This window comes from Solibacillus daqui, from assembly GCF_028747805.1.
GTDB lineage: Bacteria > Bacillota > Bacilli > Bacillales_A > Planococcaceae > Solibacillus > Solibacillus daqui.
In genome coordinates this window covers 2,418,503-2,433,666 of record NZ_CP114887.1, presented here as the reverse complement: position 1 = coordinate 2,433,666, position 15,164 = coordinate 2,418,503, and the positions used below count along the sequence as shown (strand labels likewise).

Genomic DNA, 15,164 nt, shown 5'->3' with positions numbered 1-15,164 from the left:
AAGCAAAATCTGCTTGCTTTTTTGTTTAAACATATTGAATTTAAATATTTTTACTAATTTTTTGTCGCCGAATCCATTGAGTGGCAATCCATTTCTCACCTTGAGTAACTGGCGCACCACCGTGTAATGTAAGTTCATTTAATTGCACATAGTTGTAAAAATACTCGAAGTATACAGCCATTCCTTTTTTAGGAAATACAGATAGGTTTAAATTAGGAAAATACGTTTGCCCGCCTTCCTCGACATCATTTAAGTACAGAACAAATGTAGCAATACGATTGTTGCTAGCAGCTTTACTCGTTGAAGCGAAATAGTCGAAGTGTGCTTTATATTCTTGTCCTGGTAGGTAGTTCAAAATATGTAATCCTTCTCCATGATCGATCGGGATGTCGATAATAGATGCAAGTCTTTTTTCAATTTGCAAAACAATTTCATTGTTCGTATCTGTTAAAAATACACCACTACTTGTTCGAATATCACTCACTTCCCGTGAACTACCAGTTTTTGAACGTTCAAGACGGTCTTTTGATAATTGAATAAGTGCGTCACACTCCTCATCATCTAGAACCGAACCTAATACAATGACTAATGGTTCATCGAATTTAGCGATGATTTCAATTTCTTTGTCGACTGTAGTAATTTTATTTCCACTATGGTTAAAGATAGTGGTTTCTTTAGTACGTATTTCTGAATCAATTTTTGCCAATACACATAACCTCCTTGATTTGGTTTTTTTTATTTCTACAAAACTTTTTGTATTTCCTTCAATTTTTTATATAAAATGAGGATTTTTTTTTGAGGACTATTTTTTGGCATTGGATGGGGGGAACATAATTCCATGTAAGGTTAATCGATTACCTAAGTATATTTATTTGTTAAATAGACTACACAAAAGACATTCAGTAAAATTAGTTTTCTTTTTGATAGACTTTGAATTTGTTTATATGTTATTCTTGACGTAAGAAAATATAATATGCAAGACAAGGTGGAGCCGTAGTCAACTATGGTCCCACCTTGTCTTTTTTGTGTTGGAGGAGGAAAAATATGTTTATTTTACAAATTGTACTTGTTTTGTTTGCTACAAAATTTGCAGGTCATTTGGCTGCTAGGTTAGGGCAGCCTTCTGTATTAGGAAAAATCCTTGTAGGAATTATTTTGGGTCCAGCTTTATTAGGATGGATTCATGAAACAGAATTATTAACGACATTCAGTCAAATTGGTGTTCTTTTATTAATGTTTTTAGCGGGACTTGAAACAGACTTGCAAGAAATGAATAAAAATAAGAAAGCAGCCATTTATGTGGCATTTGGTGGTATTATTGTACCCATTATTTTAGGATACTTTGGTTCTCAATATTACGGAATGTCTGTTGGCGAATCGATTTTTATTGGTTTATTATTATCGGCAACATCTGTAAGTATTTCAGTTCAAGCATTGCGAGAGCTGGGTTGGTTAAATAGTAAAGAAGGCTCGACATTATTAGGTGCAGCAGTATTAGATGATATTGTTGTTGTTATCTTAATTGCAATTGCGATGAGTGTTTTTGCAGGATCTGATACAAATGTTGGCTTACTTATTGGAAAGAAAATTTTATTCTTTGCTGTGCTAATTTTGATTTCAAAATGGGTGATTCCACACTTCATTCAATTATTTACAAAGTTCAAAGTAACTGAATCGGTATTGAGTGCAGGATTAATAATTTGCTTTGGTTTATCTTATTTTGCAGAAATTTTAGGTATTGCAGGAATTATCGGTGCATTTTTTGCAGGGATCGCAATCGCTCAAACGAAATTTAAAAAAGAAATTGAACATAAGGTAGAGCCAATTGCCTATGGAATTTTTGTTCCGTTTTTCTTCGTGAGCATTGGTATAGCCGTTTCATTTGATGGAATTGGTGATCAAGTTGGGTTTATTTTCATTTTCTCTATAATTGCTATTTTATCTAAATTTATTGGATCTGGTGTCGGTGCAAAATTAGCAGGATTTAATACAAAATCATCAATGGGTGTCGGTGCAGGAATGGTGTCACGAGGCGAAGTGGCATTGATTTTAGCCGCGATGGGATTAGAGAGTGGCTTATTGCCGGCGAATTATTATACAGCAATGATCATTGTCGTAATTGTTACTACTATTGTTACGCCGCCATTATTGAAGCTAATTTTCGGCAAAAGACATACACAGGAAATAGTAAAATAATAAATTGTTAAACGTAATATACTCTGATATATAGTTACGTCTGATGATAAGAGACAGCGTAGTGGACTAACTATGCTGTTTTTTTATGTTTAACAAAGTGCACCCTGATGCTCTATTTTTCTACAGAAAGACTAAAAGCCTATTGTATTATATAAAATTGACAAATTTAAAATTGTTAATTAATCTTTACCTATTATTCCAAATATTTGAGTATGAAAGGATATGAAAAGAATGGATACTCAAGTTATGTCGAGAGATGAAATTAAAAAGTTGTACAACCGGGTGTTAATTGTAGTTAGTATCTCGCAAATATTCGGTGGTGCAGGATTAGCTGCAGGTATTTCTGTTGGTGCACTGCTCGTTCAACAAATGATAGGGGATAGCTCTTTTTCGGGGGTTCCAACAGCATTATTTACATTAGGGTCTGCAGTTACTGCATATAGTGTAGGAAAGCTCTCGCAAAAGTATGGAAGGCGAATCGGATTGTCTGCAGGATTTTTTGTTGGTGGAGTTGGTGCACTTGGAGTCATAGTCGCTGCGATACAAAATAATCTAATCTTATTATTTATCGCATTGTTTGTATATGGTGCAGGCACAGCGACGAATTTGCAAGCTCGTTATGCTGGGACGGATTTAGCAACGAAAGAGCAGCGGGCAAAAGCAATTAGTACAACGATGGTTATGACAACATTTGGTGCGGTAGCGGGGCCAAACTTAATTTCTACAATGGGACATGTAGCGGAGAGTTTACATATGCCTGAATTAGCAGGGCCATTTATACTTTCAATGTTTGCTTATTTACTGGCAGGCTTAACATTATTATTAATGTTACGACCAGATCCACTGCAAATTGCAAAACAGCTAGAGGAAAATCATCCGTCCAATCAAGCAACGTTATCGGGACATTCACAGGGGCAAAGGAAAGATGGCATTATTGTTGGTGCTGGTGTGATGATTATAACGCAGGTGGTTATGGTAGCTATTATGACGATGACACCCATTCATATGACACATCACGGTCATAATTTAGCAAGCATTGGATTAGTAATAGGTTTTCATGTTGGCTTTATGTATTTTCCATCATTAGTTACGGGAATTTTGATAGATAGATTTGGGCGAAATGCGATGATTATCTGTGCATCGGTAACATTACTAGCATCGGGAATAGTTGCTGCCTATGCGCCAACAGATTCATTAATTTTCCTTATTATTGCGCTAGCTTTATTGGGCCTAGGATGGAATTTTGGATTAATTAGTGGAACGGCATTAATTGTCGATCATACGACGATAGCAGAAAGAGCTAAAGTACAGGGGACGATTGATGTATTCATCGCTATTTCCGGTGCAACAGCAGGCTTACTTTCAGGGATTATTGTTGCTAAAACGAGCTATGGGATGCTGTCTATTAGTGGCGCGCTTATTTCGTTAGCATTACTCCCGCTTATTGGCTGGATCATGAAAAGAAGATGAAACGGCAGAAGTGTTGATTTGTAATGAAGGGTAAATCAATTACGCCGAGGCGTAATTGATTCGTCCCCGAAACATGGGTTTGATTTTCCGTGTCGGCTTTGATACATGCCTTGGGGGACTATCGTATTATCAGAATGCGTTGATACGTGCGATTTTCCAGGTTTTATGTGCGAAAACACGCAAGATTCGTGCGAATTTTGAGGTTTATGTGCGAAATTAGGACATTTGCGTGCGATTTTTGGGAAATGCGTTCGAATTACCAGATAATTTTTTGGTCCGATTATGAATCCACATTTTAATGAGAAATGAAGTCATCCCAGCCTATTATGATGAGCAGTGGAATGATATTAAGTAATGATTTGTAACTTATCCCATGTGTGTCTCCAGTTTTTTTCTTGAATTCTATTTAAATAGACATTATGCATAGTTGAATTCTTTGTGAAATTGGGAGTTGGTCTTACTTGAAAAGTATATAAATCTTGTAATCCGTAGGGTGCCATTATTTCGATTTTATTCTGTTTAATTCGAGCTGCAATTGCCGTTGGTGTTTCAGGGAAATTAGCAACTCCATCAAACGAACAACGATAGGGTGGTAAATTATTTTTCGTATGCATTCGAGCTTGATTTTTTACGGACCAAGGTAGATTTGGAATGATTATATTCAACTTAGCTTCCAATATTTTTTCGGCTTGAATTGAAGTTTCATTTTCATCGAAATAAATAACATCAATATCGTTAGTTTCACTTTGCATACTATGTAACGAATCCCAAACTTTATTTCTAATAATGCCAGCAGCTATCCAGCAATCATTTAGATTTAGTGTTTCTACTGCTTTCAAAATGGAGAAAAGGGATTTATCCGATTCTAAAAGTTTAATTAATTCTGATTCGAAAATCATTAATTTAGCCTCCCGTAATAATATGGTTAGAAAATTTGCTCTATGTTCTAGTGGAATATTTACGTTTTTATCATTTGATCGTAGTTCTTTAAATGAAACATTCTATCTTCTTGTTGCAATTTCTACACAATGATGAAGCATTTTTTTACAATGGGGAAAGTGTTTTTTTGATGAAGTAGGTAAGCTAATATGAATTGTATACATTTTATGAGGAGATGATTTCTTTGGTCGACCTGTTAGAAAACACCTATCAAGTATCAGCAGTAATCCTACTCATATGTGCAGTCTTTTATTATAGTCACTTTAAGAAAACTAAGAAAGAAAGAAAGTTAACTTCATTTGAATTTTCAATTTATATTATAACTCAAATTGCTTTATATCTTTGTGCAGGTAGTTACATTATTTTGCTTTTGGATAAATAAGATTGAATAATCGTAACCCCGTCCTAAATCTAGAACGGGGTTATGCTTGTAGATGAGAGGGGTAAAGTTATGCATAATAACAAAAGATTAGAGCCACTTAAAGCAGCTCGCCAATTTGTAGAAAAGTATTTTCCAAACTGCCAAGCAGCATTACTTGCAGGGAGCGTCGTTCGTGGTGAAGCTACCACAACATCTGATTTAGATATTGTTATTTTTGATAAGGAAGTGAAAAATCCTTATCGTGAATCATTTATCGAGTTTGAATGGCCAATTGAAGTGTTTGTACATAATTTAACATCATATAAACATTATTTTGCGATGGATTATGAAAGGGCAAGATCATCCTTACAAAAGATGCTCGTAGAAGGATTTGTTGTAAAAGATGATGGGATTGTAGAGCAAATAAAAAAGGAAGCACAGCAAATTTTAGAAAACGGTCCACAACATTGGTCATTACAAACAATTGATGCAAAGCGCTATTTTATTACGGATGTATTAGATGATTTTATAGGGTGTACAACGATACATGAAGAACTTTTTATTGTGAATATGTTAGCAGAGCTTATTAGTGAGTTTATATTAAGAACAAACGATAAATGGGTGGGGACTTCTAAATGGGTGTTTCGTTTATTGAAAGCACATGATGAACAGATAGCACTTCAATTTTTTGAAGCATTTAATTTTTATTATGAAACGAAAGACAAAACACAAATTATTACATTTGTAGATCATGTATTAGAACCGTTTGGAGGAAGATTATTTGAGGGTTTTTCGATGGGGAAAACAAGTAGCTAACTTAAGTAAACACTCAAATGTTTGTAGCCTTTTAATTAAGAGTGATACATATTAGTCATCCTAAATATATATCACTCTTTCAACCTTGAAAAAGACAGATAGTAAAACCAACCTCAAAAATTCTTTTTCACTACGCAAATCTACAGAATTAGTGAATCCAATGAGAAGGTCGATGTATATGAGAGGGTAAAATTGTCTTTACATCACCTTTAGCCGAATTAATTTGCATTTGGGTCAAAAACATACTAGTGGACAGATTAGCCCCACTGAAATTAACATCTCTCAAATCCGCACCAATAAAATTGACTGCCCTTAAATCAGTATTTCTCATATCCGCAGCAATCAAATAGGCTCCCCTGAAATCAGTTGCTCTTAAATCATTTCCCTTTAACTTTTTACCCATCCAATCAGCTCTCGCATGGTTAAACTCTTTAATTTTTCGAAGACTGGGCATTTGGTCGATTGTATTTTTTCTGACAAAATTACTCGCTGAAGTAAGCAGTTCATTTAAAGAAAATCGATACATCACCAAATCAAGTGACAATAAATTATCTGCGTCCAACTTCGTTAAATCCTGCAATTCCTTTAACTGTTTTCTCAATTTTTCAGCTAAATCATCGGGTATATCGTAAGACAGAGCTTCTGCCACGTACGCGATCATTTCATGTATTTGCTCCATGATGGGAAATACTTGAAACATTTTCTTCCCAATATCAGGATTTTCTTGCCAACTCTGACCGTTAAAAGTAACTTGAGAAACGACTTGTCCAGCACCCAAACAATCAAATACTGTACAGCCTTTGAATCCTTTCACTCTCAACTGACTATGAATTTGGCAACTGTAATCAGACTGTAAATTCATACAAGGAGTACCTGCTGGTTTGTTCATCGAAAAATCACTTGAAGCTACAATATTAAGTGCTGTGCAGCAAAGTCCAAAGCACTTCGAACAATCGGCTGTTAAACTTTCTCTAATATTTTGGGCTGTTTTAATATCCATTTTTCCACCTTCATTCCTTTTATCAAAAAACTTTTGAATTTATTAAACAAGACTTAAAGTACCCGATCCGTTTGTTGAAAAGCAGGGAAGGAGAGCACCGTTCTCAACATAATTTCCTCAGCCTTAAATTATGGAAGTGTAAATTATATACATTATACCAAATTTTACCTATTTGGTTTATAATTCTAATATGTATTAAAGATGTAGAAAATTGCATAAGGAAGGTGGTTTATCTAATGTCCACATTGTATCGTTCGAATACATATATTCCAGAATTAGTTCAGACCAGCAAGTTGTTAGATAAAAGAAATGATTTTGTAAATTCCTGTTCAGATGAAGCTGGAAGACTATTATCAGTTCTCGTTGGACAAATAACACAAGGAGAAATTCTTGAGGTTGGAACTGGTTTTGGTGTAGGGAGTTCTTGGATACTTTCATCTATTGCTCCAACAGTAAAATTTATAACGATAGATAATTCAAAAGAAAAAATTGATGCTACTGCCAATCATATTAGACATAACCAAGCAGAATTTATTTGTGGGGATTGGAAAGAGGTTATTACAAAAGGTCCATTTCAATTTATTTTTGCCGATGTTGCTGCTACAAAAACGATTGAAGGAGAACTATTATTCAATACATTAAATGTCGGAGGAATGTTGTTTATGGATGATTTTACTCCTGAAGACCAATTTCCAGATGAATGGAAAGGGAAACCCGATAAAGTTAGGGAATATTGGCTAAATCATAGTGGATTAATAGCAACAGAAATTTACCTAACACCAACTTCATCTGCAATACTAGCAACAAAGGTAAAGTAATAATCCTCGGATGAAATAAAAGATAAGGTAATGTATTAGTTACATATTTTTTAGTTAAATATAGTGTTTCGTTGCAATACAATAAATCGAATTGTCGGAATTTTTTAATTACATAACCGCCGTTTCTATTTCTCGTTACGATTTGTAAAGGGGTTAAAATGAATGAATATTCAAAAATTTAAGTCGGAAATTGAGGATTTAGTAGAGCTACTGTGTTCGAATGATTGGCCATATCATGCGAACGCTAGGCTTGAGAGACAATCGATTCGAAATGCCGCAGAAAAAGGCTATTATAGCGATGGAAGAGAGACATTTTGGATTATTTCTGAGCAACAAAAAGTTGGGATACTTGTAATAGATGATATCGATGATTCAATTCCACTATTCGATATTCGTCTTATCGAAAACGTGCGAGGTAAGGGAATTGGTGTAAAAGTATTACAGTGGCTTCAAGATTATTTGTTTGGTGAACTCGAGAAAATTCGAATTGAAGCTTATACAAGAGCAGATAATATTGCAATGCAAAAGTGCTTCATAAAGGGCAATTTTGTCAAGGAAGGCTATTTACGAAATGCTTGGGAAAACGAAGATGGAACAATTTCTGATTCTATGTTGTATGCAGCCATTTACGATGATTGGAAAAATAATACGATTACACAGCCAATACTAAACGATACTTTTCCCAATACTACATCGAAAGGTGAAATAATATGAGAAAGCCCTTAGAAGTAAAAGTACTTAAATACGGTGGGAAATGAGCAAGCTATACAAGCGAAAGAACGATTACTGAAGAAAATACAGAATAAAGAATTCCCGTTCGATGGATTTTTGGAGCAATCCTATCAATTGCTACTTGATGAAAAATTTCAAAAACAATAACAGTACTCAAATCAAAAACTCGTTCAGCAATTACTTGAACGAGATTTTTGTTAAAGTTCCATATTGATGGCGCATATCAAAAAGCAAATGAATAAAATGCTCATAAAACGGAATGAATGTTTCTTCCTGCATCATTTGTAATATCTCATCCTTTGATGCCCATTTCACAGCTTGTACTTCCTCTGGCTGAAGGACAAGTTCTGTTAAATTTACTTCATGCTCAATTAAATAATAATCATCAAAGCCACGTTCAAAATTAATTGTCAGCTGTGGGCGCATCTCTTCGAAATTGTACCAAATTCCAAGTTCCTCAAATAGCTCACGCGCGGCAGCTTGTTGGCTCGTGTCCCCAGTGATCGCACTACCTCCACATGAAACATCCCAATAGTTTGGCCAGCCCACTTTAAATGGTTGGCGCTGCTGAATTAACATCTCACCTTGATTGTTAAAGATACATACGTGCACAACGACATGAAATTCATCGTCCGCCATTTCACTACCTCTTGTAATGATTTTGCCTGTTTTGTTGCGGTGTTGATCGTATACATCCCAATTTTCCATCGAATGTTCTCCTTGTGTAAAATTTTGTAATAGACAATAGAAGTGCTATTATACTATAAATGTTGTCCAATTTTATGAACAATCTGAAAATAAAAAAGGCAATATTATTAATAAAATCTTTTCTTTTTCAAAAGATATGTTACAATAACATACGAAATTAAATAAATTCCTTCGGGGTCGGGTGAAATTCCCAATCGGCGGTGATGAGGTAACTCTAAGCCCGCGAGCCACCTTTGTGTGTGCAGGATTTGGTGTAAATCCAAAGCCGACAGTATAGTCTGGATGGGAGAAGGAATCGTAGCACTTTTTGAAAATGTAATACTTTCAAAAAGCTTTTTTGCCACACCGATTTTAGGGTGGGTAAAATTTACGCATCATTTTTTAACGTAAAAATGAGGCTTATTTGGCTATGTATTCAATCCCTGTACCCTGAGTATAGGGATTTTTTTATTTCACAATTTTAATACATTTCCTTCGGGGTCGGGTGAAATTCCCAATCGGCGGTGATGAGGTATCTCTAAGCCCGCGAGCCACTTTGTGTGTGCAGGATTTGGTGCGAATCCAAAGCCGACAGTATAGTCTGGATGGGAGAAGGAAGCATTGTGCGAGATTTTTGAAAAAATACAATCAGAAGTCTTATTTGACGATGCCAATTTTACCTCTCATCAAACTCCGACGCATTTCGTACGGGGTTTTTTATGTTCAAGATAATTGATATGAGGTGAGTAGGTTGTTTACAGGAATCATTGAAGAAATCGGAACCATCGAAAAAATAAATATGGGTACCGATGCGATGCAGCTAGAGATTAAGGCAACTAAGGTGTTAAGTGATGTGCAGTTAGGAGATAGCATTGCGGTGAATGGTGTGTGCTTAACCGTTACACAGTTTTCAAGCGACCGCTTTTATGCAGATGTTATGCCAGAAACGTTTCATGCAACAAATTTAACTTCATTACAAAAAGGTATGCCTGTAAATTTAGAGCGAGCAATGCATGCTAATGGCCGATTTGGCGGGCATTTTGTAAGCGGCCATGTCGATGGTATTGCAACGATCAAAAGTAAAAAAACAATTTCAAATGCGATCTATGTAGACCTAACAGTAGCAGATGGTTTACTTGAAAACTGTATTGTGAAAGGATCAATTACACTTGATGGCACAAGTTTAACGATTTTTGCACTTCAAAAAAATATGCTAACTGTATCCCTCATCCCTCATACAAGTCATCAATCCGTACTAGGAATGAAAAAGGTCGGGGAGCAAGTCAATGTGGAAACGGATTTGCTTGGTAAATATGTGAAACAGCATGTGCAAGCTAAATCATCCAATGTGACACGCGATTTCCTAAAAAGAAATGGATTTTAAGGAGAGGGACAAATGCATACAGTAGAAGAAGCAATCCATGCGCTTAAAAAAGGCGATATTATCATTGTTGTCGATGATGAAAATCGTGAAAATGAGGGAGATTTTATTATGTTAGGCGAACATGCGACACCTGAAAATATTAATTTCATGGCTATGCATGGTCGAGGGTTAATTTGTACACCGATTAGTACAAAAATTGCTGACAAATTTGCACTTACACCAATGGTTGAAGCGAATACTGATCATCATGGTACGGCTTTTACCGTAAGTATTGATTACAAAACAACGACAACTGGTATTAGCGCATTTGAACGTTCTGATACAATCCATGCGTTATTGGATGGAACGAATACGGCAGAGGATTTTAAAAGACCAGGTCATATTTTCCCGCTAATTGCAAAAGAAGGTGGAGTTGTTGTGCGTCGTGGTCATACAGAGGCTGCAGTTGACTTAGCAAAACTTTGTAAGAGTGCTGAAGTGGCAGTTATTTGTGAAATTTTAAACGAAGACGGCACAATGGCAAGACTGCCACAACTAGAACAATTGGCAGCGAAATGGGATATGAAACTAATTTCAATCGAACAATTAACACACTACGTAAAACTATCACTTGTTTAAAAAGGAGCAGCATAATGGGTAAAATTTTTGAAGCACAATTAATTGGAACACAACTTAAAATTGGAATCGTTGTAGGACGTTTTAATGAATTTATTAATGATAAACTTTTATCGGGTGCATTAGATGGATTAAAGCGTCATGATGTAAACGAAGAAAATATTGATATCGCATGGGTACCAGGTGCGTTTGAGGTACCATTTATCGCGAAAAAAATGGCAGAAACTAAACAATATGATGCAGTAATTGGTTTAGGAACGGTCATTCGTGGGGCAACAACGCATTATGATTATGTGTGTAATGAAGCCGCAAAAGGTATTGCAAAAGTGTCTTTAGATACAGGAGTACCAATTATTTTCGGCATTGTGACGACAGAAAATATAGAACAAGCTATTGAACGAGCTGGTACGAAAGCCGGTAACAAGGGGTATGACAGCGCGATTTCAGCAATTGAAATGGCCAATTTAAATCAACTGTTTAAATAATTTTTTGGGGGATGAGTAGTAATACTGCTCATCCTTTTTTATTTTTTCTCATAATGAGAAAATTCACTTCTAAAAAATGGATTAAGTATAGTGTTACTTATTTTCGGCGGGCACGGCATGACAGCATTATGACCACGTGGTACGTGTCCATACTACTGTCTTTAATGCCGCATGCAAGGCCCGCCAAACTAAAATGTTGCGTGTGAATTTAGTTAAAAGAGGACAATGCTGCCGCTTGCGCTAACGCGAGGCGGCGGGGAAGAATAAAATATGTCGCTGTTTACAGTATTGTATTTTGGATCAAACGTTATCTCTGCAAATAAAAATTAGCGATTTTGATTGTCTCAAAATAAAAATATTCTTAGACGAAAATAGACTTTATTTCAATTACAATGTTCGATTCTACACACTCCATTTAAAAGCTTAGTAATAAAAACAAACTTTAGTTTTATAGTAGAGTGCCGCGAAGTGAAGGGGCGGACTCCTTGGGGATAAAGCGTGCGCGGAAAATCCACTATATACTTGCCGCCACGCCCCCAGGAAAGCATGCCCCGTAGCGTAGCATAACGAATTGTATGATCTGCATGCACTATTTTCCGAATTTTGTAAATGCTTATTGTGAGATTTTATCTTCTAAATTGACAAAAAATTTAAAATGTATTAATATTTATATATGAATATATGCTCATATAAAGAAAGGATTGGTTTTATGGCTGAACATCAACACAATCATTCACACGGGGCTAATAAAAAGATTTTACTGATTTCATTTGTAATAATTTTTAGTTTTATGATTGTCGAAGCAATTGGTGGCTTTCTAACGAATAGTTTGGCGTTGCTATCGGACGCAGGGCATATGCTAAGTGATGCGGTTTCACTTGCCATTGCACTTTTAGCCTTTATTGTGTCTGAAAAAGCGGTGACGATGTCAAAAACGTATGGCTATAAACGAATCGAAATTCTTGCTGCTACGTTAAATGGTGTCACGCTTATTGCAATTGCGTTATACATTTTTTATGAAGCGATTGATCGCTTTCAAAATCCACCTGAAGTTGCGACGACAGGTATGCTTATTATTAGTGTTATCGGATTACTCGTTAACATTTTAGTTGCATGGATTATGCTTAAAGGCGGCGACACAGAAGAAAATTTAAATATGCGCGGTGCCTTTTTACATGTCATTAGCGATATGCTTGGTTCTGTTGGAGCGATTATCGCAGCACTCTTAATGATGTTTTTCGGTTTTGGTTGGGCAGATCCATTAGCAAGTGTCATAGTAGCGGTGCTCGTACTTCGTGGTGGTTACTCAGTAACGAAAAATTCACTCCATGTATTAATGGAAGGAACACCAACTGGGGTTGACAGTGATCAAGTAGTTAGCATTTTGAATGGACATGAGCAAGTACGCGGTGTGCATGATGTTCACATATGGACAGTGACAAGTGGTTTTCATGCACTAACTTGCCATATTGTATTAGATGATGTACTGACGGTAAAACAGAGTAGCGCGATTTTAGCCAAAATAGAACATGAACTACTCCATGCCAATATTCAGCATGCGACCATTCAAATTGAAGGTAGTGCGCACAATCATGACGATTCTATTTATTGTACTGTAAAAGCAGAAGTAAGCGGCCATCACCACCATCATCATTAAAGGGGGACAAATATGAACGAACAAATTGAAAATGTACGTCACGAACTAGATGAAGAAACATTATTTGTCGTGTCGCAACTATTCAAAGCGCTAGGAGATCCAACACGTATTCGTATTTTAAATTTATTATGCTGTGAGGAATATGCAGTGAATGATATAGCAGAAAGCTTAAATTTAAGTCAATCAACGGTGTCACATCAATTACGTTTTTTAAAAAACTTACGGCTCGTTAAGTTCCGACGCGAAGGGACAACGATGTATTATACTAGCGATGATGAGCATGTTATGAATTTACTCCATCAGGCAATTGATCATGCAAAACACTAAATCTAAGAGAACAATGCGGAGAAATCCACATTGTTCTTATTTTATTTTTCGTATGGTATATTTATTTCTTTGTACTTATAATAATACGAAAAGGGGGCGGGTGAATGGAACAGAAAACAACAGTTCAGCACATTATTATCAGTGATGAATTACCTGAAAAACAACAGTATTTAGCGTTACATTCTACGACAGGTTGGAATGCGAACGGCTTTTTTACACCTGATCAATTGTATGAGGGAATATGCAATAGCTGGTATTCAATTGCGGCTTATGATGACCAGCAATTAATTGGCTTTGGGCGAATTGTTTCAGATGGGGTCTACCAAACATTTATTTGCGATGTGATGATTCAACCAAGTTATCAGGCGAATGGGGTAGGGAAAAAGGTAATGACAGCTTTAGTACAACATTGTCAGCAACAAGGTATGAAATCGGTTCAGCTCTTTTGTGCACCAGGCAAGAAGCCGTTTTACGAAAAACTAGGCTTTATAATACGTGATACAGAGGCTCCAGGAATGACGTTATTTTTGGATAAATAATTATGCATATCCTCATGATTGGCTTGGTGAATAAGATAGAAAAGTTGTATAGTTAAAAATGATGTCGCATCTTTGTAGGTTACCTTGAAATATAAACTTTCCTATCCTCTAATACGCAAAGGAGAGTGACCATGAGTTTACTTAGTTTATCGTTAACATTACTATTCGTGTTTGTTCCGTTTATCCTTTCAAAAACGTTGAACCTACATTTAGAAAGGGATATTATCATTGCAACTGTGCGATCGGTTGTGCAGCTATTTGCGATTGGCTATGTGCTTCAATTTATTTTTGAAGCGGAAAGTTTCCTTTTTATAAGTTTAATGATTGTCTTTATGCTGACGGTAGCGACGTTAAATGCACGTAAAAAAGGCAAGGGCATTAAGGGAATTACCTGGAAAATTGCCTTAACGTTAACAACGGTTGAAGTATTTACGCAGGGGATTTTACTTGGCTTCAAGATCGTTCCAGCAACACCACAATATATTATTCCGATTAGTGGGATGCTTATAGGGAATGCGATGGTCATTACAATTCTTTTTTTAAATCGTTTTAAATCAGAAATGGCTGCCAGTGAGGACCAAATTGAGCTGATTTTATCACTTGGAGGTACACCGAAGCAGGCGATACATAAGCAATTATTGGAATCAATTAAAACGAGCACTATTCCCACAATCGAAGCACAAAAAACGATTGGACTTGTACAATTACCGGGGATGATGAGCGGACAAATTATTGGTGGCGCGGACCCTGTCCAAGCGGTGCAATTCCAAATATTAATCATTTTTGGTTTGTTAAGCTGCGCGGCGCTGAGTAGTATTATTTTAGGTTTTTTAATTTATCCAACATTTTTCAATAACCGCATGCAAAAGCTTGTGTGGAAAGAATGATAAACTGCTCTAACATGCCTCAAATACGGGCATGTTTTTTTGTTTTCGACCATGAAAGGTGTAAAAAGTTACAAATAGAAAAGATACATTAAGTACGAAAAATCTCCTTGAAGTATAGAGAAACTAATTTTTGTTTATTTTTGCTTTATTTCTAAATTGGTATTGCAATTAATAGTTACATTGATTATCATTCTCATATAAAAGGTGCCTTATACATCAATAACCTATTTGAACGTCACTTTTATACTCTA

15 protein-coding genes, 1 pseudogene and 2 riboswitches are annotated in these 15,164 nt (G+C 35.9%); of the genes and pseudogenes, 12 read left to right on the top strand and 4 right to left on the bottom strand.

Annotated elements, in window-relative coordinates; translation table 11 throughout:
• Positions 1-40: 40 nt before the first annotated feature.
• Positions 41-706 carry a 2OG-Fe(II) oxygenase gene (locus tag O7776_RS11815; protein WP_274307265.1) on the bottom strand — a complete coding sequence of 222 codons (666 nt, stop codon included), beginning with the start codon at positions 704-706 and terminating at the stop codon, positions 41-43.
• A 338-nt stretch (positions 707-1,044) separates the two neighbouring features.
• Between O7776_RS11815 and O7776_RS11810 the strand changes: the two genes are divergently transcribed.
• Positions 1,045-2,196 carry a cation:proton antiporter gene (locus O7776_RS11810; RefSeq protein WP_274307264.1) on the top strand — a complete coding sequence of 384 codons (1,152 nt, stop codon included), beginning with the start codon at positions 1,045-1,047 and terminating at the stop codon, positions 2,194-2,196.
• Between the two features lie 222 nt (positions 2,197-2,418).
• The gene (locus O7776_RS11805; protein ID WP_420802117.1) at positions 2,419-3,666 is read left to right on the top strand and encodes an MFS transporter; all 1,248 of its coding nucleotides are present in this window, start codon (positions 2,419-2,421) and stop codon (positions 3,664-3,666) included.
• A 347-nt stretch (positions 3,667-4,013) separates the two neighbouring features.
• On the opposite strand, the gene O7776_RS11800 is transcribed toward O7776_RS11805, so the two are convergent.
• On the bottom strand, positions 4,014-4,565 hold the full coding sequence (locus O7776_RS11800; RefSeq protein WP_274307262.1) for a nucleotidyltransferase family protein: 552 nt from the start codon (positions 4,563-4,565) through the stop codon (positions 4,014-4,016).
• A 491-nt stretch (positions 4,566-5,056) separates the two neighbouring features.
• Here O7776_RS11800 and O7776_RS11795 point away from each other — a divergent pair, with 491 nt between their 5' ends.
• Positions 5,057-5,782 (top strand): nucleotidyltransferase domain-containing protein, encoded by a 726-nt coding sequence (locus tag O7776_RS11795; RefSeq protein WP_274307261.1) that lies wholly within the window; start codon positions 5,057-5,059, stop codon positions 5,780-5,782.
• Positions 5,783-5,930: 148 nt separating this feature from the next.
• Here the strand turns inward: O7776_RS11795 and O7776_RS11790 are convergent, their stop codons facing one another.
• Positions 5,931-6,782, bottom strand: a complete 852-nt coding sequence (locus O7776_RS11790; RefSeq protein ID WP_274307260.1) for a pentapeptide repeat-containing protein — start codon at positions 6,780-6,782, stop codon at positions 5,931-5,933.
• A gap of 236 nt (positions 6,783-7,018) precedes the next feature.
• Between O7776_RS11790 and O7776_RS11785 the strand changes: the two genes are divergently transcribed.
• A complete protein-coding gene (locus O7776_RS11785) occupies positions 7,019-7,600 on the top strand; it encodes an O-methyltransferase (RefSeq protein ID WP_274307259.1) in 582 nt (193 codons plus the stop codon).
• 162 nt (positions 7,601-7,762) lie between these two features.
• Positions 7,763-8,314, top strand: a complete 552-nt coding sequence (locus O7776_RS11780; protein WP_274307258.1) for a GNAT family N-acetyltransferase — start codon at positions 7,763-7,765, stop codon at positions 8,312-8,314.
• A gap of 195 nt (positions 8,315-8,509) precedes the next feature.
• On the opposite strand, the gene O7776_RS11775 is transcribed toward O7776_RS11780, so the two are convergent.
• The gene (locus O7776_RS11775; protein ID WP_274307257.1) at positions 8,510-9,040 is read right to left on the bottom strand and encodes an NUDIX hydrolase; all 531 of its coding nucleotides are present in this window, start codon (positions 9,038-9,040) and stop codon (positions 8,510-8,512) included.
• A gap of 163 nt (positions 9,041-9,203) precedes the next feature.
• A riboswitch (FMN riboswitch) is annotated at positions 9,204-9,338 on the top strand.
• A gap of 168 nt (positions 9,339-9,506) precedes the next feature.
• Positions 9,507-9,640, top strand: a riboswitch (FMN riboswitch).
• A gap of 130 nt (positions 9,641-9,770) precedes the next feature.
• Here O7776_RS11775 and ribE point away from each other — a divergent pair.
• From ribE to O7776_RS11740, 7 genes and pseudogenes are all read left to right on the top strand, one after another.
• On the top strand, positions 9,771-10,403 hold the full coding sequence (gene ribE, locus O7776_RS11770) for a riboflavin synthase (protein ID WP_274307256.1): 633 nt from the start codon (positions 9,771-9,773) through the stop codon (positions 10,401-10,403).
• 12 nt (positions 10,404-10,415) lie between these two features.
• A pseudogene (gene ribB, locus O7776_RS11765) lies at positions 10,416-11,000 on the top strand (3,4-dihydroxy-2-butanone-4-phosphate synthase); the annotation flags it as partial.
• A gap of 35 nt (positions 11,001-11,035) precedes the next feature.
• Positions 11,036-11,503 carry a 6,7-dimethyl-8-ribityllumazine synthase gene (gene ribH, locus O7776_RS11760; RefSeq protein ID WP_274307255.1) on the top strand — a complete coding sequence of 156 codons (468 nt, stop codon included), beginning with the start codon at positions 11,036-11,038 and terminating at the stop codon, positions 11,501-11,503.
• Between the two features lie 709 nt (positions 11,504-12,212).
• Complete coding sequence (locus O7776_RS11755; protein ID WP_274307254.1) at positions 12,213-13,160, top strand: cation diffusion facilitator family transporter; 948 nt, start codon at positions 12,213-12,215, stop codon at positions 13,158-13,160.
• 12 nt (positions 13,161-13,172) lie between these two features.
• Positions 13,173-13,487 carry an ArsR/SmtB family transcription factor gene (locus O7776_RS11750; RefSeq protein WP_274307253.1) on the top strand — a complete coding sequence of 105 codons (315 nt, stop codon included), beginning with the start codon at positions 13,173-13,175 and terminating at the stop codon, positions 13,485-13,487.
• A 104-nt stretch (positions 13,488-13,591) separates the two neighbouring features.
• The gene (locus tag O7776_RS11745; RefSeq protein WP_274307252.1) at positions 13,592-14,026 is read left to right on the top strand and encodes a GNAT family N-acetyltransferase; all 435 of its coding nucleotides are present in this window, start codon (positions 13,592-13,594) and stop codon (positions 14,024-14,026) included.
• A 131-nt stretch (positions 14,027-14,157) separates the two neighbouring features.
• Entirely contained in the window at positions 14,158-14,913 is a 756-nt protein-coding gene (locus O7776_RS11740) for an ABC transporter permease (protein WP_274307251.1), read from the top strand.
• The last annotated feature ends 251 nt before the right edge of the window (positions 14,914-15,164 follow it).